A 21,240-nucleotide genomic window follows, 5' to 3' on the forward strand; every position below is an offset into this window, starting at 1 on the left:
ACGGCATAATAAATATGAACAATTTTAAAGACCAAATATGGATAATATATTTTATAATCAACCTGATGAAGCACTGCGATTGCTTTCGGTAAATCAGGTAAGAAATCTGTTAAAGATTTCTCATTCAAAAGCTACAAGACTAATTGTCAGCGGAGAAATAAAACATTTAGTAATTGAAGGAAAAATCAAAGTACCAAAAATTAATGTATGGAATTATATAAGAACATCACAAAATAACTCTGAAGAAATTTATTCAGACTCCAATGTAAAGCAACATTTATTAAGTATTATGAAAGGAGATGACTAATGGCTTCATGTTATAAGCGAGGGAAATACTGGTATATTGATTATCTTCTAAATGGGAAAAAATATTATATAAACACAAAGCTGCCTTCATCGGCAGCTTTTAAAACAAAAGCGGAGGAAAAGAAAAAAGAAATAGAATTATATTTAATTAAAGTAAAAAACAAAAATGTAGTTAAAGTTGAAGGATTGTCACTTAAAGAAGCTAGCTTAAAATACATGATAGAGCATCTGGCAAATAAATCCGTATCGCATAGAGAAAGCTTTTTAAGAGCATATAAACATTTAATTAAGTTAATTTCTGAAGAACAGAATGTTAAATCAGTTAATAAAGAAATCTTTAATAAATATCTTGAACAGCTTATACCCGGGCGCAGCATTGAAACTATAAGAACTTATATAAGATATATGAGAATTTTCTTTAATTATTTGGTTGAAGAAAATGTTTTGATTAAATCCCCTGTATCTAAAAAGTTAATGCCAAAAGCTCAAAAGAAACCAATAAAGACCTTCGAACCGGTGTTACTGGAAAACACTCTGAATATAGCAAAAGAACGAGATTATCAATATTATCTTGTTCTGCAAATGCTTCTATTGACCGGTCAGAGACCTTGTGATGTTTTAAGGATAAAATGGAAAGATATAGATTTGCTCAATAAGAAATTAATCGTTAGAATTTCGAAGACAAATAAAATAATTAACTTTCCAATTTATGATAAACTTGAAGAATTTATTGTGAATGAAATTTATAAGCATTTCAAATGTAAATCAGATGAGGATTTCATATTTGATAAGTTTACTGTAGAAACTGTTGGACGGAGATTCAGAAGGATAAAAGCATATTTAAACAATAAAGAAAGGGGAATTGACCTTAAAACATTTCGGAAAACATTTGCGAGTAATCTTGCTTCAAATGGTATGGAACGTTCAAGGATTGCAGAACTACTTGGACATGATTCGGTGAATACAACTTTTAAATATTATGCAAGTATTAAAAATGATAGTTTGAGAAAGGAATTAAATGAAATAATTTAAATGAGTAGCAATTATAATTTTAACTAGTTAAGACTTATTGAGAAATCAATAAGTCTTTTTTATTTATCATTCAGAAAAGTTTTTAATGATAATAATTAAATAAGAAATGAAAATTATATATTTCCTAGACAACATATACTTATGCGGCTTGAGAAATGGTGAGAGAACTTAATTCATTTTTTAAATTTTCCTTTTCTTTTATTTCATTTATAGCAGCTTTGATTTTTTCAGGATATTTTTCTTCAAGTTTCCAAAAAGTTTTTTACATATATCTTTTAGTTCTTCATATCCGCTGCCCAATCCATATTCGCTGTTTGATTTATCTTCAAGATTTTTAAGATTAACCGGAATATTTATCGAAGATTTTACCTATAAATATTCCGCCATAAGTTGCATACACTCGACCGAAATTAGATGATTGCATTGCAGCAATTGCTCCATATAAAGCAAGAATTATAAATCCAATTATTCCATACCATACAGTTTATCATTCTTCATCTATAACCAGACTAAATATTCTCCACCAATTTCACATAAACCTGCAAGTATAAAAATTCCTACAGACTTAGCAATGCTATAGTCCCAGTTCAGAGCTAATAAATTCTTTTGCTCCCTCTGTGCCAGTTAATTCTAACCAAGTTTCATTTTTATCTCCGCTTACAAGAAGATTAAAATTAAAAAAACCACAGCATTCTCTTTCGGTTTTTATGAATTCAGTAAGTTCATCAAGCATCTCATCTGTTCCGGCAAACTTGAATGCAAATCCATTCTGCAATTCTTTTTTTTCAAGCAATTTGGTTTTTAAGCTAATTAGAATTGTTTCTTTCCTTTTTTGCAATTCAGCAGATGTGAGCTTGCAAGCAACAATATTTTCTTTATTCATTTCAGATGTATTTTCCTGAGAATAAGAGTTCTCAATGCAAAGAAAACAGAATATAAATATTAATGACCAAATTAATCTCATTGCTTAATTATATTTATTTAAGATTTTTTCAGGATCTTTATTGAATTTTTCTTTACATTTATTATTGCAGAAATAATAGGTTGTTCCGTCATGAGATGTTGTAATGCTTTCTTTGGCATCATCTTCATTACAGATTGGACAAGTAGCAACACCATTTGTATATTTGATAGAAGCTGCTTTAAATTCTCCCACACATCCTTCACAGCAGAATAAATATTCTTTGCCAAGATACATAAGTTTTGCACCTTTTCCTTCTTTAATGACTTCACCGGAAACCAAGCATGTTGCACTATCAGATAATTCACGGTTTTCAGGGCCAATTTTAGCTGATAAAGACGAATTAAACGTTAATAACATTGCAAATAATAAGAATAATAATGATAAGTTTTTCATAAGTATTTTTAATTTCATTCAAGTTAACAAATAATGGCAAATTTTTAAATATTAATATTAATAAAAATACATTCTCTAATTTAAGAAGTTGACTAAATTATTATAGATTGCCAATCTTAATTAAATAACATATTTTTATTTGTGCTTAAAATATTAATAAACATATTTATAGTTTATCTTTTAGTTATTACAGTGAAGCCCTGTATGGATGAATTTGCTCAATGCAGGCATTCGTTGCAAGGCGTTCATGTTGAAAATACAGGTCATGAAGATGAGCACTCAGATGAATGTTCTCCGCTTTGCAGTTGTCTTTGCTGTAATATGAGCATAACGAACCCGCAACATTTTGTTTTTGAACTATACAACAGTTCATTTAGTTTTACTCAAAAAGAATTTACAAATCTCATTTATTTAGAATCCCCACCAGTCTCGCCTCCACCCAAATCATAAATTAATTTTAAATTTTTAATTATTAACCGGCTGTTATTTAACAGTTCGGAATACTGTATTCGTTTATACACAAATTTAATTTATGATAAACAAAATTATTGCTTTTTCCATAAGGCAAAAAATGATAATAGGGTTTTTAACTCTGTTATTAATTATTGCAGGGGTATATTCGGCATTGAAACTGCCAATTGATGCCGTACCTGATATTACAAATAATCAGGTACAAATAATTACTTCAAGTCCAACTCTATCTGCAACTGAAATTGAAAGGTTCATTACATATCCGATAGAAATATCAATGAAAAGTTTACCTAATTTAGTTGAGTTGCGTTCAACTTCAAAATTCGGAATATCGGTTGTAACAGTTGTGTTTGAAGATGATGTTGATATTTATTTTGCAAGAAACCTGATATTTCAAAAACTTCAAGAAGCGCAGGAAAATATTCCGGAAGGATTGGGTAAGCCGGAAATGGCTCCTGTCAGTACAGGTCTCGGTGAGATTTATCAATATGTTGTGCGAAATGAAAATCCGGGAGATACTGCATATAATAATATGCAACTGCGAACTATTCAGGATTGGATTGTAAAACGTCAATTGCTTGGAACTGAAGGTGTTGCAGAAGTTAATAGTTTCGGAGGTTTTGAACAACAATATCAGATTTTAATAAATCCAGATGCACTTAAAAGTTTTAATCTGACTTTGCGTGATATATACGATGCAGTAGTTGAAAACAATAGTAACATTGGCGGAGGATATATTGAAAGACAATCAGAACAATATGCAATCAGAGGAATTGGATTAATAGAAAATTTTGACGACCTAAATAATATCGTGGTAAAGAGCGAACATGGTATCCCTGTTTATATTAAGCAAGTTGCAGAAGTAAAATACGGTGAAGGTCCCAGAGTTGGTGCTGTTACACAGGACGGCAATGGTGAAGTTGTTGCGGGAATTGTAATGATGCTCAAGGGAGCTAACTCAAGAGAAGTAGCTGAGAATGTTCATACTAAAATTGAAGAGATAAGACCTTCTCTTCCTGAAGGAGTGGTTGTCGATGAATTTTATAATAGAGAAGACCTTGTTAATAGTACAATTGCAACTGTTGAAAGAAATTTAATTGAAGGGGGTATTATTGTAATAGTCGTTTTGGTGTTAATGCTAGGAAATTTACATGCAGGATTTATCGTTGCCTCAGTCATTCCGTTGTCGATGCTTTTTGCTCTTATAATGATGAACATATTTAAAGTATCGGGAAACCTCATGTCGCTTGGTGCTCTAGACTTCGGCATAATTGTCGATGGTGCTGTAATAATAGTTGAAGCGGTAATTGTTTCAATAGCTTTAAGAATACATCATAATAACAAAGCTTTGACGAAGGAAGAATTAAATGAAACGGTTTATACTTCTTCTATTGCAATTAGAAAGTCTGCTGTCTTTGGCGAGCTTATTATTATAGTAGTATACCTTCCAATTTTTGCATTAGGAGGAATCGAAGGTAAAATGTTCAAACCGATGGCTTTTACAGTCGGTTTTGCTCTTATTGGTGCATTACTACTTTCTCTAACTTATGTTCCTATGATGTGTGCCTTGATTTTACAAAGAAACTTAAAAGAAAAAGAAACATTAGCAGATAAATTAATTAATTGGTTGAAAAAAATATATTCACCCGTGCTCGAATTTGCTTTACGAAATAAAACTTTAACAATAATTTCTGCTGTTGTTATTCTTCTAATCAGCATATTTACTTTTACACGACTCGGCGGTGAATTTATTCCTAAACTTGAAGAGGGTGATTTAGCTTTTCATTCAATCAGATTGCCGGGAGTTTCTTTGACATCTTCAAATGAAATTGCAGGAAAAGTAGAAACGATTTTGAAAACATTTCCCGAAGTAAAAACTGTGGTTACAAAAACAGGCGCACCTGAAATTGCGACTGATCCAATGGGACCTGAAGTTTCAGACATTATAATAATGCTTTACCCTAAGGAAGAGTGGACATCCGCAGAAACAAGAGACGAACTAGTTGAGAAAATGTTAAAAAAACTTTCGGTGATTCCCGGTGTTGGTTTTCAGGCATCACAACCAATTGAAATGAGGTTTAATGAATTAATATCGGGCACACGAAGTGATATTGCTGTTAAAATCTTTGGTGATGACTTATCTGTTTTAGCAACTGAAGGCAACAAAATAGCTTCCATAATGAGAGAGATTACTGGTGCGGAAGATATATTGGTTCAGCAGGTTGAAGGTTTGCCTCAACTTCAGATAAAAATTTTGAGAGATAAAATTGCACGATACGGGATCAATGTCGAAGACGTGAACAATATTATAGAAACTGCGCTTGCCGGTAAAGCTTCGGGAGTAGTTTTTGAAGGTGATAAAAAGTTCGATATAGTTGTAAAGTATCAAGATGCTTATAAATCAAACATAGACAATATTAAAAATATTCTTGTTGCTTCGCATGACAACTTAATGATACCGCTTTCAGAGCTTGCCGAAATTGAAATCAAAGAAGGACCTGCAGAAATCACTCGCGATAATGGGAATAGAAGAATTGTAATTCAAAGTAATGTTCGCGGCAGAGATATTGAAAGCTTTGTAAATGAACTACAGACAAAAGTGAATTCTGAAATTCAACTTCCAGCAGGGTATATAATAGAATACGGAGGTCAGTTTAAAAATCTCGAAAGCGCAAGAGACCGTTTATTGATTGCCGTACCTGTGGCATTGCTCTTTATTTTTATTTTACTTTTTGTAGCGTTTAACTCAGTGAAACAGGGTTTGCTTATATTTTCAGGAATTCCTTTTGCAATTGTCGGCGGAATTTTTGCTCTTTTAATTCGTGATATGCCCTTTAGCATATCGGCAGGAATAGGATTCATTGCGCTATTTGGTGTTGCGGTTCTCAACGGAATAGTTATGATAGCATATTTTAATCGTCTGCAAAGTGAAGGTATGAATAATATTCACGAGAGAATTGTAAGAGGAACAATGGCAAGACTGCGACCTATATTAATGACAGCACTTGTTGCTTCATTGGGATTTATTCCTATGGCAATTTCAACAGGTTCTGGAGCTGAAGTGCAAAGACCCCTTGCTACTGTTGTGATTGGAGGACTAATCTCTTCAACTATATTAACGTTAATCGTATTGCCGGTTCTATACGGAATTTTCAATAAACATACTAATCCAACATATAAAGAAGTATGAGAAAAATAAATTTTATAATAGTACTTATCTTAATTTTTTTAATGAATTTTTCTATTTCTTATTCGCAAAAAATTACTTCGGTTGATGAAGCAGTAAAAATTGCAATTGAAAATAATCCAGAAATAAAAACTGCACAATTTAATATTGGAAGAGAAGAAGGAATAAAACAGAAAGCTTTTAATATCACTAAGCCACAGGTTTTCATTGAGTATGAAGGTGTAAAAGGTAGTATAAGCAATTTTGAAAACAGAAAAATCGGAGTTTCACAGGAGTTCGAGTTTCCTCTGAGCTACTTTTTGAGAGCCGATGTTCAAAGTTCGCAAGTTGAAATTGCAAAACAGGAAGTAAGACGGGTAACGAACGATATTGCTTCAAAAGTTAAAATAGCTTACTTGAATTTACTTCTTAACAATCAATTATTGGAAATTGCAACTGAGAATCTGAAAATTTATAATGATTTTTTATTTATTGCTGAACAGAAGTATAATGCAGGTGCAACTTCAAATCTCGAAGTTCTTAGAGCACGAATAAATAAAATTAAAATAGAGAATGATATTAGCAACTTAAAATCACAAATTGTAAATTCTCAATCTGAATTAAAAAGATTATTGAATATGAATTATGAAATTATTCCCTCCGGTGATTTAAGCTTCAAAGAGCTTGTTTTAACAAAACAAGAGTTATTAAATCTTGCTGTGCAAAATAATCCTGAAATAATAATTTCTAGTTTACAAAAAGAAAAGTTCTCGAATAAAATGTCTTTGTCGAAAGCGGAACTGCTTCCTGATTTATCAGTAAAGTATTATAATCAAAAAATTGGAAATGATGGTGGTTATTGGGGAATTGAACTTGGAGTTGACGTTCCCCTTTGGTTTTGGGGTGAGCAGTCTGGGAACATTAAAGAGGCTGATTATGAATTTCAGATGGCGTCAAGTCAAGAAATAACCGTTAGAGCAAGTATTGAAACTATTTTAAATCAATCGTTTCAGGATTATCAAAATAATCTAAGACAGTTAAAATTTTTCAATGAGGACGTATTTAAAGAAACTGATGAAATTTTCCGACAGGCAAAGATAAGTTATGAAGAAGGCTCAATTGATTATACGGAATATTTACAAGCACTCGGAATTGTATATGATACGAGAGTTCAATATATGAACGCCGTTTATAATTACAACAAATCCATAATAAATTTAGAAAAAATTATCGCAGGAGATATAAAATGAATTTAATAAAATATATGAAAATAATGCCAATGATATTTTTAAAAATATTTTTGCTGTTATTTATTCTTAGTGGCTGTGGTGGTAATGATGCCACTAAGGAAGCTCATGATGAACACGGACACGAAGAGGGCGAGCATAAGGAAGAAGTTGTACTGACTGATGAGCAAATGAAAATTATGAATATACAATTGGAAAAGCTTCAAACGCAAAATTTAAGTGGCTATATAAAAGTTAACGGTGAAATAGCTGCTAATCAGGATGCTCAATCGAGAGTTGGCAGTTTGATTTCAGGAAGAGTCAACAAAATTTATGTAAAAGAGGGTTCGTATGTTCGCGCAGGTCAAACACTTGCAGTCATAGAAAATCCTCAGCTTATAGATATGCAGGTGGATTATATAAATGCAAAGAATGAATATGAATTTACAAAACAGGAATATGAAAGACAATTAAAGTTAAACCAAAATAATATAGGTTCACAAAAGACGCTTGCGGATCTTGAAGCAAACTATAAAAGAGCTCTTGCTAATTATAGAACACTAGAAGAAAAATTAGCATCATATAAAATCTCTACGAAAAGATTTGATAATATTTATAGCGACACTACTGCAGCAAATTTGCAAAGGTTCTATTCAGTAACTTCGCCTATTTCGGGAAATGTTGTATCGAGAATGGTTACGGTTGGACAATTTGTTGAACCTTCTGTTGATATGTTTTATATTATTAATACTTCGACTGTTTATGCCGATTTAAGTGTTTTTGAAAAAGACTTACCGTTTATCACAGAAGGACAAAAAGTTACAATCACACCCAATAACACTCCTAATGAAATATTCGAAGGAAAGATTTCTTATATAAGCAGGGTTTTCGATGATAAAAACAGAACCGTAAAAGTTCGAGTTGCAATAAACAACAGACAAGATAAGCTTCTTCCGTTTATGTTTATAACTGCAAAAATTTATGTGAGCGCTAACAGTGTTCTTGCTGTTCCATTATCAGCACTTGAAACAGAAGGAGAAGAAAAATTTGTTTTTTTCAAAACGAACGAAATGAAGGAAATTGAAAGTCACCCTGAACATAGTGAAGACGAGCATAAACACGATGAAGGTGAACACAAACATGAAGAAGACGAACAGAAAGAAGGTGAAGAACATGCTATGGATGAGCAACATCCTCACGAACAGGGAATTGTATTTAAAAAAGTTATGGTAAATACCGGCATATCAGATGATAAATATATTGAAATTTTTCCAATTGAAGAGTTAAATCCCGGCACTGAAATTGTAACAAGCGGAACATTTTATTTAAAAGCAGAACTTAAAAAAGAAGAACTAAGTGGTCATGAACATTAATAATGAAACCGATTAAATTAAATATTATATATATTTTAATCGTCATTATCGCAATTGATTTTTTAGCTTGTGATAATAATAAAGTAAAAGTAAAGGTAAGAAAAATTTGTTCCGAACAGAACAATAGAAAACCTGATATTTCACCAATGAATAAACAAGACAGTGAAATATTTGCACAAGATACAATAAAAAATCCTTCTATAAGTTTTACCTTAATCACACTGCCTTCACTCCAGTGCTCCACATGTCAGGATTCTGTGGAAAACGCATTAAATCGAGATACAGGAATAATAAGATTATTGGTTGATAGTTATAAAAAGGTTGTCTATGTAAATTATGATTCTTTGAAAACAAATGTCTCTTCAATGGAAAACTTAATAACTAAGGCAGGGTATGACGCAAATAATAAAGTAGCTGATAATGAAGCTTATGAGAGACTTGATGAGTGCTGTAAGATTCCGGATGAATTAATTAATAAATAATGTTTGAATTATTTATAGGCAGCTTAACATTGAGTATTATTCATGCATTAATACCAAGTCATTGGTTGCCTTTTATTGCAATAGGCAAAACAGAAAACTGGCGTAAAGCAGAAACTTTACAAGTAACAGCAATTTCAGGGTTTGCTCATGTTTTAAGCACAGTTTTAATTGGCATTATTATCGGAATAATAGGATATGAAATTTCAAGTATTGCTGAAACTATAACTCATTTATTAGCTCCTCTAGTTTTATTTATAGCAGGGATAATATATATCATTCTCTACATAAAACATGCGCATACTCATAGACATCTTGAAGAAGATCTGAATGAAATTAAAAGCAAGTCTAAGAAAGCTATAATTCTGACTTTGATAACTGCAATGTTCTTTTCACCATGCATTGAACTCGAAGCATACTATTTCAATGCAGGTCTGTATGGCTGGCAAGGAATACTACTGGTATCAGTGGTGTATTTATTCATTACAATTTCAGGCATGGTCATTTTAGTATATGTAGGTCAAGCAGGTGTTAATAGACTAAACCAAAAATTGAAATTTTTAGATAGGCGTGAAAACTTAATTACAGGAATTGCTTTTATCGTTCTTGCATTATTTGTATATTTTGTCGAAATATAATTTCCTAATCAGGTATGAAAGAATTATTTAGAGATAAAAAATTTAAACTTTTATTTTTATCACTTTTGTTAGTATTAGCTTTGGAAGTTTTGTCATTAAGCGGAATTCATTTCCCTGATGAAATAGCTATACCGCTCTTTGCTTTAATTTGTATTGGAATCGGGTATAAAACTTTATGGAATGGCTTAAGGAATTTAATAAAATTAAACTTCAAAAGTATAAATACCTTAATGTCGCTTGCTGTTGTTGGTGCTTTCTATCTTAAACAATATCCGGAAGCAGCAATTGTAATCGTCTTATTTACAGTAGGTGAATATCTTGAAAGATTTGGCGTGATGAAAAGCCGGTCGGCTTTAAAATCTCTAGTTGACAAAACACCTAAGATGGCAGATGTAAAAGGTAAACAAGAAAATACTCCAATAGAGAAGGTAGATATCGGTGATATAATAATTATCAAACCGGGCGATACAATAGCGCTTGATGGCAAAGTTGTTTACGGTGCGTCATCTGTTGATGAAGCTGCAATTACAGGTGAGCCGATTCCTTATGATAAACATATAGGTGACGATGTTTTTGCAGGTACAATTAATAAACAAGGTTATCTTGAAGTTGAAGTAACAAAAAAATCTTCAGATTCAACTCTAGCAAAAATAATAGAATTAACATTTCAAGCTACAAAAACAAAAGCAGAAACTCAAAAATTTATTGAAAAATTTTCGTCATACTATACCCCTTCTATAATTGTTATTGCACTATTAATAGTAATGATACCCGTCTTATTTTTAAACGGTTCTTTTAATGAATGGCTGCTAATGGCATTAACTTTATTGGTTATATCTTGTCCGTGTGCGTTGGTTATCTCGACACCGGTTTCTATATACTCTGCTGTTGGAAATGCGTCTGCAAAAGGCATTATTATTAAAGGAGGCAAATACATTGAATCAATGGCACAAATTAAAGCTCTCGCTCTAGACAAAACACTTACGATTACTTATGGAAAACCAATTGTAAGTGATATTATTCCTTTCAATGATTTTACCAAAGAGGATGTTCTTGCTTGTGCTACGGGTCTGGAAATATTTTCTGAACATCCTATAGCAATGAGCATAGTAGAGAAAGCAAAAGAAAATAACATAGAACATCATCCTATGGAAAATTTTCAGGCGGTTACAGGTAAAGGTGTTAAAGGTGAATGTATAATATGTAAAGAGAAAATTCATTATTTAGGAAGCGTCAAGTTTATAACGGAAAAAAACAACGTGCTTGAAGCTATTGTTAAAAAAACTGATGAACTTCAAGCACAGGGTAAAACAGCAATGATTTTGAGCAATGATAAAAACGTAGAAGGTATTATTGCAGTCACAGATGAGTTAAAAAAAGAAAGTAATGAAGCAATTAATGAAATTAAAAACTTAGGGATAACTCCTATAATGCTCACAGGAGACCATTCTATACCTGCAAATTATATTGCTGATAAGGTTGGAATAAAAGAAGTAAAAAGCAGCTTGCTTCCTGCTGATAAAGTTAATGAAATACAAACGTTATTAAAAAAATATGACAAAGTTGGTATGGTTGGTGATGGGATTAATGATGCTCCTGCTTTAGCAACAGCAACTGTGGGAATTGCTATGGGTGAGGTTGGATCTGATGCCGCAATTGAAACCGCAGATATAACTTTAATGAATGACAATTTAATTTTATTGCCTTATTTAGTAAAATTATCCCGCAAGACAATAAATACTATAAAACTGAATACATCATTTGCCATAGGCATAAAAATATTATTCATAACCTTAGCCGTTTTTGAATTAAGCAATCTTGTAATGGCAATTTTTGCCGATGTAGGTGTTACAGTGATTGTAATAATAAACGGATTGAGACTTATGAAATACGATAGCTAACTGAAATATTCTATAAACAAATTTAGCTCAATTTTACTTTTTTAAAATCTTATGACATTAATATTATGTAATTATTAAGTCTTTCTCTTAATACCTAAAATTTAATATTACTTGCTATTTGAAGGAGGCCCCGCATGAAGAATTCCCTGCTTTTGAAATAATAGTTGAGACGAAAGACGGAAAACAATATAAAATATATAATTACGAACCACCTGTTCCAGCAGTATCAAGCGGAATATTACTATTTATAATTATTTTATTTTTCTTGTTTTTCTAGAAGTTATTTACATAGGATGAGTATTACTTTTCTCCAAAAAAGAAAAAGAGGAGATTGAAAATTAATTACTATAAACGCGCACCTTATCACTCCAAGCCAACTATCAAAATACTTATGATGACATCTACTACTAAATCAGAAATATTAACATTATTTAAATAATAATTATATGAACTATAAAACAAGAATTTATCGCAAATTCAAATTTCATTTAGGAATTGACTTTATAAGAATAATTTAAGAAGTTTCATTTGAGGAAGGATTAAACATATGCGGCTCATATAGCTATTTATAATGATAACATATTATGAGATTAATATTTATTATTTTTAGCCATTCTTTTCATTTCACCATCGAAGACTAACGTTAGGAATAACTGGTTCAGTTCCTGAAGTTGAATTTTTAACCAAAATTGTGGATTGTGTTACGGTAAGATTTCCAACCGTACAACAAATGCTTCTTTGAGATTAAACTTCTTAATCAAAATAAAATGAGAAATAGAGTTATTTATTCCTTGTTCATTATTCTCAGTTTGCTTGTTACACCATTTACACAAGCTCAAACTGATGTAAATTACTTTGAATTTTATCCTGTATCTTCTATGCAGTTAGGAAAAGGATTTGTAAAAGATGATTTTACAAAAACATTTAAAGATGCATTGACAATAGATAGTTACGATACTGCAACAAATAATGCTATAAACTCCTATTTAGGAATGAGTGTAATTTACGATGCTCAAACTTTGAAAGACAAATTTCATCTTGACTCAAAAATTGAAGCACGATATTTAACCTTCAAAGGTTCTGCATCCTTCAACATGGATTTCAATTCCGCATTTCAATCTAATTCATTAACGATTCTTCTTGAAGCAACATCTGAATTTGGTCAAATCCGTTTAAATAACCCACGACTTGATCCAAGTGCTGCTACCTTGCTAAGGCAAGGTTCAACAGGATACGCACAATTTAAAACCGATTACGGAACTCATTTTGTAAATGCTATAAGGAGAGGTATAAGTGTTTATGCAGTAATTACAATTAGTAATATTAGTAGAGATTTACAGAATAAAATTGGATTTCAAACCAAGGGGGAAGCAAGTTTTGGCGTTGGTAGTGGTAGTTTCAAACTTGATATAAGCAAAGAGATGGTGAAAGCGAGTCAGCAAAAAAGAATTGATGTAAAAGTATTAGCAAAAGGTGGGCAAGGAATTGGTGCGTTAGATGGTATCATTAAAAGCCTGACATTTGATACAGATAACATTGACAAAATCATGAATGAAATCGGGAATTATGTTTCAAATTTGAATTATAAAGCATCAGCCCCAATAGGTTATTTCACAAGTCCTTATTCCCAATATGGATTAGACCACAGAGATATTTGGACAGATGAAAGAGAAAGAATAGTTCATGAAATAACACAAGAATATAATCGCCTTTATTTAATTAATGAGAATATTGATAAGTATACTGATAAATCAAACTACAAATACCTACTGATTGATCTTACTAAAATTAAAGAAATTGAAGAATATTCAATCATAATAAAAACAAGGCTAAGCGAGTTAGTCAAACTTCATCGGACATCACTAACCGAAGAAGATTTGACCAAAATCCATATCCCCCCAAAACTTGAAATTCCCCTTGAAAGGTTAATTCCTAAACTGCCAAATTTTGATATTATTCATAACCCAAGAGTTAATGAGAATTTTCCAATATTTAAAAAACTTCCTCTAGACTTTTATGTCTTTTCAGATGCAAATTTTCCGGATCAATTAAATCTTATTGAGAACATTGAATTATTAGCGGACGATAAGGTAGCACTTGATTTTAGAAGCATACTCAAAAGTGATAAAACAATATCTTTCTTACCGATAGAACTTATAAGCACAGTCTATTGTGCTAAAGTTAATCCGACAGAATTAGAAAAGGAACTTAAAAAATTTGAAGAAGGAATTTATAAGTCAATTACAACAGATTGGGGAAATAAGGAGGTTTTTTATAAAGTTAAATTAACTGATGTTTTTGGTCGAACATTTATAAACAATTTCTACACAGGAACATATTATAAACGGTCAGACGGAACAAATTGGGTAAATTATTTCCCCCGGAACAATACTCAGTTTATTTATTTGCCTTACCAAAGTAATCGGTTGATGATTGATATGCCAAGTTATTCTTTGCCTTCAAAAATTGATACCTTTTATTTATTTAGTCAACCAATCATAAAAAATAGCACTAATCCCATAGATTTAGAGAAATATTACAATATTAAACTGAGTAAGGGGTTAGCTGTCTTGGCTGGTTTTTCAACAGAACAACCACTTGGTCTAACAAAATATCCTTTAACTACCTTGAAAGTTCAAAACACAATTAACATTCCTATCCCACTAAGTTTTCCCTTTGATGCAATAAAATATTATTGGTCGGTTAGTCCACAAAAACTTCAATACAATGAAACTACACAACAAGTGAGCAATTATGAAGGCACAATTGAAGTTATTCTTGAAGACTTTATCGGAGCAAGTAAAGTTATTAGTATACCAATCAAATAAATTAATCTTATGAAAAGGAATAAATTATTATTAATAGTTATTATAATAATATATAGTTGTGGTTGTCAAAACAGCACAACCAAAGTAAATGTAAAAAATATTGAAGAAAATTCATTGGGCTTAATCACAGCCACACAAGAATATTATTTTGGTGTGTTTGCTGAAAAGTGGGATGCCTCGGCTCTTGTTGGTCATGCTTTTATTGGAATTGGAAAAGGAACGCCATTAACTTGTGACATAAATGGAAATGAAACAGAAATTTGGGGATTTTATCCAAAAAAGAAAGTTGACGGTGCAAAATCTTATTGGTTTGGCCCAGTAGATGGGAATATAGCATCCGATGTATTCACAAAAATTGACAGACAGTTTTTTATTAGGATTGATTTTTCTGACTATTTAAAAATTCAACTCAAAGTTGAAGAATGGAAGAAAAAACAATATCAGCTTACAAGAAGTGATTGTATTTCCTTTCTTATTGATGTATGTAGCACATTGCCCGACAGAATAAAAGTTCCTACAAGAGAAACCACTGAACTTCCCGATGATTATGTGAAGAAATTAATTATACAAAACAATTAATGTAACAATCTGCATACACATTTATATGAAATGCATATTGAGTACTACTAATTTGAAAGTTGTCACAAAATTGCTGAAAGAATTGCTGATAGGATTTTTTAACTTATCGTATAACTTACTAAAAAGTCTTAATTATAAATTAGAATTGCAGAAAATTTGAATATTTTTACTGTGATATAAATTCTGAAGATATGATTAAGAGTCATTTGCTCTACCAGCTGAGCTAAGGACGCAGATTAAAATATTGAAATTTTTAATGTTTTTCAATGTTTTAAAATCGCATCCTTTCAGATTTTATTCGAAAATATTTACCTTTTCGAAAATCGCTGGCAGTTTTATCACTAATTCAATGCTCACAACAACTAAGAAGTATTCTTTTCTTATGTGTTAATCTTTCGAAAGCATCTATCAAAACAATCAAAATCTCTTCCATACTCTGCAGGTTAAATATTATTTCACCTTCGTCACGAACCAATTCCGTTAACTCATTATAATATTCCAGTAATTGTTTATTCTCATTTTTAATTATAATTGTTGGTGAAGGTTCCGGAAGTGAAAGATCAAGCGATGGGATAATTAATTCTTCAGCGTAAAAAAGATTCTCCATTGAATCCTGAATGTTCAATATGCTTTCCCTAAAATCATTTATTTCTTTATTAATTAAATTGCTTTTAAATTCACCAATTTCATTTCTTAATGAATTTAATCTATCAAGAAGCTGTGCTTCTTCATTCCCTATTAATTCTACAATTTCTTCATTGCTCAATGTGTTTATTTGTTTTAATTGTCCCATGATTATTTATAATTTTGTTTTTTTTGATGTATCAAAAAATAAAAATAATCCCGGAAGATTTCTCTCTGAGGGTTATGATTAACAGTGATTAATTATAATTAACAATTAACATCAAAATTAGAGCTTATTGTAAATATATACTTTTGTTTTGAACTATCATATGACTCATATCATATAAAAGTATGACTTTTGTCATATGAGAAATAAATAAATTTGTTTAAAATATAATAGATGTTTTACTTATTTAGTTTATTCAAAAATTATTAATTAGTGTAATGAGGGTAAAAAATCTATTATGAAAATTCAAATTGAACAACCTCCTTGTGATAAATGCTTTTCAAATCATGATAATGTATTTTGCAAGCTAACTCATGAACAAATTAAGGAAATGGATCATGAAAAAACCTGTACCATATATCCCAAAAATACAAACGTTTTCAATGAAGGCAATATGCCATTTGGTTTATATTGTATAAATAGGGGAAAGATAAAAGTATTTCAAAGCAAGCGCGGCGGAAAAAAATATATCATCCGTCTGGCTAAAGAAGGTGATATACTTGGATATAGAGCATTGATAAGCGGTGAAGCATATACCGGTACTGCAACGGTTTTGGAAGAAGCTACACTTTGTTTTGTACCCAAAAAATTATTTTTTGATTTTCTTAAATCAAATTCAGATTTTTCATCTAAATTAATTCAGCTTCTTTCTAATGATTTAAAAAATACCGAAAAAAAACTGGCAACGATGGCACTGAAACCTGTCCGCGAAAGGATGGCTGAAACTCTTTTGATGCTTAATGAATTTTATGGCATTGATAGTGAAGGATTCATTAAAATAAGTATTTCAAGGGAGGATATTGCCAATATTGTAGGCACAGCTACGGAAACTGTAATCAGAATACTTTCTGAATTTAAGTCTGAAAAAATGATAGAGTTGATTAATAAAAGAATAAAAATTGTCGACTCTGAACAGTTAATAATAACTGCAAATATTTTCGATTAAGCTTAAAAAAACTAAGATTTAAAACCCTTTGTAAATTTAGTAATTTATTACGCCGTTTACATGCTTGGTCTTATCAAATATTACCCCCTGAGAATTTATCACGGTTTCATGACATACATAACAAGAGTTAATAGTCATAAATGAAAAATGGGGAGGTGTAAACACACCTTTTGTTCTTGGTGTAGGGTTGCCCGTTACCGGGTCTCCATGACACGAACCACAAACCACACTGTTTGGATTTGTCCAGACTCCTGCAGCAGTCAGATTGCCTTCTTTAAAAGTGCCATGACAATAAACATTTGAGCATGTTGCTGTATTTCTGTCCCATTGAGGATCAGGTGTAATATTTCCTCCTATTGAAGCTCTTGAAAGCGGTCCAAAATTAATTTCAGCAATCCCATTCGGGTTATCGCCAATATGGTTCGGGTCACTGAACCCATCCAAAGCTGTATGGCATTCATTACATCCCACCGAAGCAGAGAATAAAGGTGTTCTATGCAGCTGGTGAACACCTACTCCGATATAAGTTACCGATGTATCTCCATTTAATGCTTTGGGCGGACTTGAATGTTCGCTGTTCCCATGACAAAGCCGGCAATTTTGAGGTCCTCCGCTTCCTGTATGGCAGCCAAGACAATTAGAACCCGATGTGCCGCCTTTATAATCACCACCATGGCATGTTTTGCATTGAGTTAAATTCCACTGCTTATTATCAAAAATATATTTACCGTGAAAATTACTTGAAGAAGGATTTGCCCACCCGTCAGGGTGAGTATCAATATCCGGCGCTAAAGTAGTATTATTATTAAGCTCACTGCAGCCCTGATAATTAAGCGTTATGGCTATCAGCGCCATACATATTCCATAAAATAAAAATAACTTTTTCATAATAATTAAAATTTATTTTTTATCTGGTATTCTGTCCGTGACAATATCCGCAAAATCCAACTCCTGAGATGCCATTGGGCTTTGCATTTGCATCCGTATGACAAGTGTAGCAAACTGCTCCTGCAGTTTCGTGCCAGATGCCCTTTTCATCTTTCATAAATCCAAAATCATGAGTTTTAGGATGTGTTCCTTTTACACCGTCATTATCAAAATGACATTTTATACAGGTCGGGTCACTTCCTTCAACATTATGACAAGAAGCACACGATTCAATGTCTTTTCTTGCGAGTTCTGAATGCAAACCTCCTCCGGTATTAACTCCAAAGGTAGTAAAATTATTGACCTGATGACTTGTTGGGACAAAACCTGTAATTAATTCTCCTCCGCTTTGGTGACAAGAAACACAGAAACTCTGCGGTTCATGGCATGTGTTACATTCAAAGCTCTTTTGATTGGCATCAAGTCCGTGAGTGAACTTATAATTTAATGTATGAGCAGTTGTTAATTTTTGCAAAGCTGCCCTGTCCGTTCTTACGGCTCCTTCTTTTGTGTAATAAGGCGCATAAAAATTATCTTTCGAATTATTTCCTTTAAAGCCGACCGGTGAATGACATACCTGGCAAAAATTATCGCTGTGGCACATCATACAATTATTTTTGTCTGATGACACACCGAAGCTCATTTTATGTTCATTAAGAAAATTCACACTCCGGTGATTTTTGGGAGTGAGATTTGTTAAATTGCTGTGGCATGATTCGCAGTTGTTGGAAGCTTTCTGTGAATTGTGACAGCTATAACAGCTTTCCATACTCGGAAATCCTGCAGCGCTTTCTTTTGAAAACTTTACCTTATCAAGTTCCTGATGGCAATCAATACATTGTTTCTTTTCTGTTTCAATATGGAACTTGTGAGAAAAAATCAGTTCCGATTTTGGCGCTTCAAGTTTTTTAAACACCCCGTCATAATGACAGTAGTTGCAGGTTTTCTCGTCATTTACCTCATGGCAGCCCGCGCAGTCTTTTTTAACAGGGTTAAGATTATCTTTTGAAGAAATAGAGGTAAGTGCATTTTTATGGCAATCAGCACATTTAATCTCTGCATCGGTTACATGAAGCTTATGGTCAAATTTAATCAGCTTACTGTTGTCATTTCTTTCTGAAGCAAAAACCATTCCCTTCTGTTGTTTTGTCACAGAATCTTTTTCCAGATAAGCAGTAGTGCCCAAAAAAATAAATATACCCGCGAAAAGTAAAATAAAAAGTTTGGTGGTTTTTATAGGCATATAATTAAAACTTTTTAAACAACCAGTAGTTAAAACCTATCAGAAATCTCATATCGGATTCGTAGATTCTGTTTATCAATAACTGACCCTGAGCATCAACTGATAATTGCGGCATGGGTCTGTATGTAACTCCGAGCATCCCGCTGAATGAATTTACTTTATCAGTTTCATAAATATCTCCAAGCCTGTACCTGGAATAACTCACCGATGCCGAAGCTGATAATATATCTTCGTAAATTTGATTTTGGTAATAACCGCTTATTCCGTCGGATTCACCTGCATAGCCCATATATTTAATAAATGAAAATCCATAGTTGGCATTAGAAAACCCCGCCTGAACTTTTACAGAATTATCATTCTCATATAATACAGTTCCTACTTTGCCGTATGCAATGATTCCATTATCGAATGAATAATCAAGACCGCCCTGAAGCTCCTGATATTTAGAATATGCAAAGACCCAGAAAATACTGTTATAAGTAAAATGTGGTTCACGGTAATTATATTCGGCAAATGCTCTGAGGTTATCTTTTATTGCAACTCGTGCATTGATTTCAGCCCTGTATAATTTTTTAAGCTCTATATCATAATAAACCTTGCTATAAAAATTATGCTTTCCCAGATAGGTATAATTAATATCAAGTCCGGCAAGCTGTTCAGAAGGACCGTCTAATGTTATTTCCCGTGTTACCGGATTAAATACGCTGTCTAATCTTATTGTTGAATATGATTCAGGGGTTTGTTTTTTATTCGAGTAGCTTAGACCCGCCATAAGGTCCTTAACACCGTAATATATAAACTGCGCTCCAAAATGAAAGTTGTCCTTTAGTTTCGGGAAATTTTCAAATTCGTATGAACTTGGCGCAGGAATTCCGCCGAATACGGCAAGCTGGTATTCTTTGTTTTCCCCGCTTTTAATTTTTAAGTGAAGACCATCAAGAGTTCCTTTTCCGACTCCGGCAAATAAATTTTGTCTTCCAAGTTTAAGGTCTAACAAATCAAAAAGATTACTGCCCTTAACATATAAATTATAAAATCTGTAACGAAACCCTTTATCAACTTTATTAATTATGTCTTCTTCAGTCTGGGCAAGAGCATTAAATGTCCATTTACCGCTGTTAACATCAAAAAGATAATTTTGATATCCTCTCAGATGTGTTGTTTTTGCAGATGAACTATTTGAGAGAGTATCTATTCTTTGCCAGCCGTAAACATAATTGTTAAATCTGAAATTAATTGATTGACCGTAAGTAATATTAACTGCAAAAAACATTGCAGTTAATATTAATAGTTTAGGTTTCATTTTAATTTACATTAAACTACTCTTTTGGTTTCGGATGTTTAATCTGTGCCCAGAATTGGTCGTAATTGAATTCTTTATAACTGGGACTTTCAGGGTTATGGCAATTCGTGCAGAAAGCTTCTTTTTCTTTGTGAATAATAAGACCGTTTGCTTCTGATTTAGCCCTGTCTTTCATTATATTAAGTTTTTTGTAATCGGAGCCGGGTCCGTGACATGTTTCACACTGCACTCCATCTTCTTTATTAAAAGTGCTTTCTAACTCAGACATGTCAATATCTTTTCCCAATACATGACACTTTACGCATTGAGGAGTTTCAGCTGCCGGAGTAGTAAACCCTTTTTCTTTAGCAAGCTTGTCCGCCTCAGGAGTCTGAAGAGTTTTAAACGCCTGCGAGTGTTTTGAATTTTGCCAAATCTCATACTGGTTTCCCTGAGACTCAGATTTATGGCATGCGCCCACACACGTTGTCACGCCGACATACTTAAACGGCGCGTTACTATAAGCATCTTCGGTATAAGCGTCCTCCGTTACTTTTAAGGTTACCGCTGTTATTGCAGCAATAAATATAAAAACTATTAAGATTTTCTTTTTCATATCACTTTTGTTTCTTATAT

General features: G+C 32.3%; 19 protein-coding genes and 1 pseudogene. 11 read left to right on the top strand and 9 right to left on the bottom strand.

What is annotated here, in order from left to right; genetic code table 11:
* Nucleotides 1–37: 37 nt before the first annotated feature.
* Together VHP32_06800 and VHP32_06805 are read left to right on the top strand one after the other, a co-directional pair.
* The gene (locus tag VHP32_06800; protein HEX2787599.1) at nt 38–307 is read left to right on the top strand and encodes a helix-turn-helix domain-containing protein; all 270 of its coding nucleotides are present in this window, start codon (nt 38–40) and stop codon (nt 305–307) included.
* Nucleotides 307–1,338, top strand: coding sequence for a site-specific integrase (locus tag VHP32_06805; GenBank protein ID HEX2787600.1), 1,032 nt, complete (start codon nt 307–309; stop codon nt 1,336–1,338). The genes VHP32_06800 and VHP32_06805 overlap by 1 nt, the downstream gene beginning before the upstream one ends.
* Before the next feature lie 370 nt (nt 1,339–1,708).
* Here the strand turns inward: VHP32_06805 and VHP32_06810 are convergent.
* The 4 genes and pseudogenes from VHP32_06810 to VHP32_06825 form a co-directional block, all read right to left on the bottom strand.
* A pseudogene (locus tag VHP32_06810) lies at nt 1,709–1,911 on the bottom strand (YnfA family protein).
* A 1-nt stretch (nt 1,912) separates the two neighbouring features.
* The gene (locus tag VHP32_06815; protein HEX2787601.1) at nt 1,913–2,221 is read right to left on the bottom strand and encodes a hypothetical protein; all 309 of its coding nucleotides are present in this window, start codon (nt 2,219–2,221) and stop codon (nt 1,913–1,915) included.
* An 84-nt stretch (nt 2,222–2,305) separates the two neighbouring features.
* Nucleotides 2,306–2,713, bottom strand: coding sequence for a YHS domain-containing protein (locus VHP32_06820; protein HEX2787602.1), 408 nt, complete (start codon nt 2,711–2,713; stop codon nt 2,306–2,308).
* 169 nt (nt 2,714–2,882) lie between these two features.
* The gene (locus tag VHP32_06825; GenBank protein ID HEX2787603.1) at nt 2,883–3,068 is read right to left on the bottom strand and encodes a hypothetical protein; all 186 of its coding nucleotides are present in this window, start codon (nt 3,066–3,068) and stop codon (nt 2,883–2,885) included.
* 159 nt (nt 3,069–3,227) lie between these two features.
* On the opposite strand from VHP32_06825, the gene VHP32_06830 reads away from it, so the two are divergent.
* The 8 genes from VHP32_06830 to VHP32_06865 all read left to right on the top strand — a co-directional run bounded on the left by VHP32_06830 (nt 3,228) and on the right by VHP32_06865 (nt 15,356).
* On the top strand, nt 3,228–6,356 hold the full coding sequence (locus VHP32_06830) for a CusA/CzcA family heavy metal efflux RND transporter (GenBank protein HEX2787604.1): 3,129 nt from the start codon (nt 3,228–3,230) through the stop codon (nt 6,354–6,356).
* Between the two features lie 41 nt (nt 6,357–6,397).
* Nucleotides 6,398–7,582, top strand: coding sequence for a TolC family protein (locus VHP32_06835; protein HEX2787605.1), 1,185 nt, complete (start codon nt 6,398–6,400; stop codon nt 7,580–7,582).
* Complete coding sequence (locus VHP32_06840; protein HEX2787606.1) at nt 7,579–8,931, top strand: efflux RND transporter periplasmic adaptor subunit; 1,353 nt, start codon at nt 7,579–7,581, stop codon at nt 8,929–8,931. The genes VHP32_06835 and VHP32_06840 overlap by 4 nt, the downstream gene beginning before the upstream one ends.
* 2 nt (nt 8,932–8,933) lie before the next feature.
* Nucleotides 8,934–9,413 carry a hypothetical protein gene (locus VHP32_06845; protein HEX2787607.1) on the top strand — a complete coding sequence of 160 codons (480 nt, stop codon included), beginning with the start codon at nt 8,934–8,936 and terminating at the stop codon, nt 9,411–9,413.
* Nucleotides 9,413–10,048, top strand: a complete 636-nt coding sequence (locus tag VHP32_06850) for a hypothetical protein (GenBank protein ID HEX2787608.1) — start codon at nt 9,413–9,415, stop codon at nt 10,046–10,048. The genes VHP32_06845 and VHP32_06850 overlap by 1 nt, the downstream gene beginning before the upstream one ends.
* Before the next feature lie 14 nt (nt 10,049–10,062).
* Nucleotides 10,063–11,949: a heavy metal translocating P-type ATPase gene (locus VHP32_06855; GenBank protein ID HEX2787609.1), complete on the top strand. Its 1,887-nt coding sequence runs from the start codon at nt 10,063–10,065 to the stop codon at nt 11,947–11,949.
* Between the two features lie 767 nt (nt 11,950–12,716).
* Entirely contained in the window at nt 12,717–14,777 is a 2,061-nt protein-coding gene (locus VHP32_06860; GenBank protein HEX2787610.1) for a hypothetical protein, read from the top strand.
* Between the two features lie 9 nt (nt 14,778–14,786).
* On the top strand, nt 14,787–15,356 hold the full coding sequence (locus tag VHP32_06865) for a hypothetical protein (GenBank protein HEX2787611.1): 570 nt from the start codon (nt 14,787–14,789) through the stop codon (nt 15,354–15,356).
* A 346-nt stretch (nt 15,357–15,702) separates the two neighbouring features.
* Here the strand turns inward: VHP32_06865 and VHP32_06870 are convergent, their stop codons facing one another.
* Complete coding sequence (locus tag VHP32_06870) at nt 15,703–16,149, bottom strand: hypothetical protein (GenBank protein HEX2787612.1); 447 nt, start codon at nt 16,147–16,149, stop codon at nt 15,703–15,705.
* Between the two features lie 295 nt (nt 16,150–16,444).
* Between VHP32_06870 and VHP32_06875 the strand changes: the two genes are divergently transcribed.
* Nucleotides 16,445–17,152 carry a Crp/Fnr family transcriptional regulator gene (locus VHP32_06875; protein HEX2787613.1) on the top strand — a complete coding sequence of 236 codons (708 nt, stop codon included), beginning with the start codon at nt 16,445–16,447 and terminating at the stop codon, nt 17,150–17,152.
* Between the two features lie 36 nt (nt 17,153–17,188).
* On the opposite strand, the gene VHP32_06880 is transcribed toward VHP32_06875, so the two are convergent.
* The 4 genes from VHP32_06880 to VHP32_06895 form a co-directional block, all read right to left on the bottom strand.
* On the bottom strand, nt 17,189–18,040 hold the full coding sequence (locus VHP32_06880) for a CxxxxCH/CxxCH domain-containing protein (GenBank protein ID HEX2787614.1): 852 nt from the start codon (nt 18,038–18,040) through the stop codon (nt 17,189–17,191).
* A gap of 19 nt (nt 18,041–18,059) precedes the next feature.
* Nucleotides 18,060–19,232 (bottom strand): cytochrome c3 family protein, encoded by a 1,173-nt coding sequence (locus VHP32_06885; GenBank protein ID HEX2787615.1) that lies wholly within the window; start codon nt 19,230–19,232, stop codon nt 18,060–18,062.
* A 94-nt stretch (nt 19,233–19,326) separates the two neighbouring features.
* On the bottom strand, nt 19,327–20,625 hold the full coding sequence (locus VHP32_06890) for a hypothetical protein (protein HEX2787616.1): 1,299 nt from the start codon (nt 20,623–20,625) through the stop codon (nt 19,327–19,329).
* A 16-nt stretch (nt 20,626–20,641) separates the two neighbouring features.
* The gene (locus VHP32_06895; GenBank protein ID HEX2787617.1) at nt 20,642–21,220 is read right to left on the bottom strand and encodes a cytochrome c family protein; all 579 of its coding nucleotides are present in this window, start codon (nt 21,218–21,220) and stop codon (nt 20,642–20,644) included.
* Between the last annotated feature and the right edge of the window lie 20 nt (nt 21,221–21,240).

Source organism: Ignavibacteria bacterium (assembly GCA_036262055.1).
In the GTDB taxonomy this organism is placed as follows: Bacteria; Bacteroidota; Ignavibacteria; order Tepidaquicellales; family Tepidaquicellaceae; genus DATAJP01.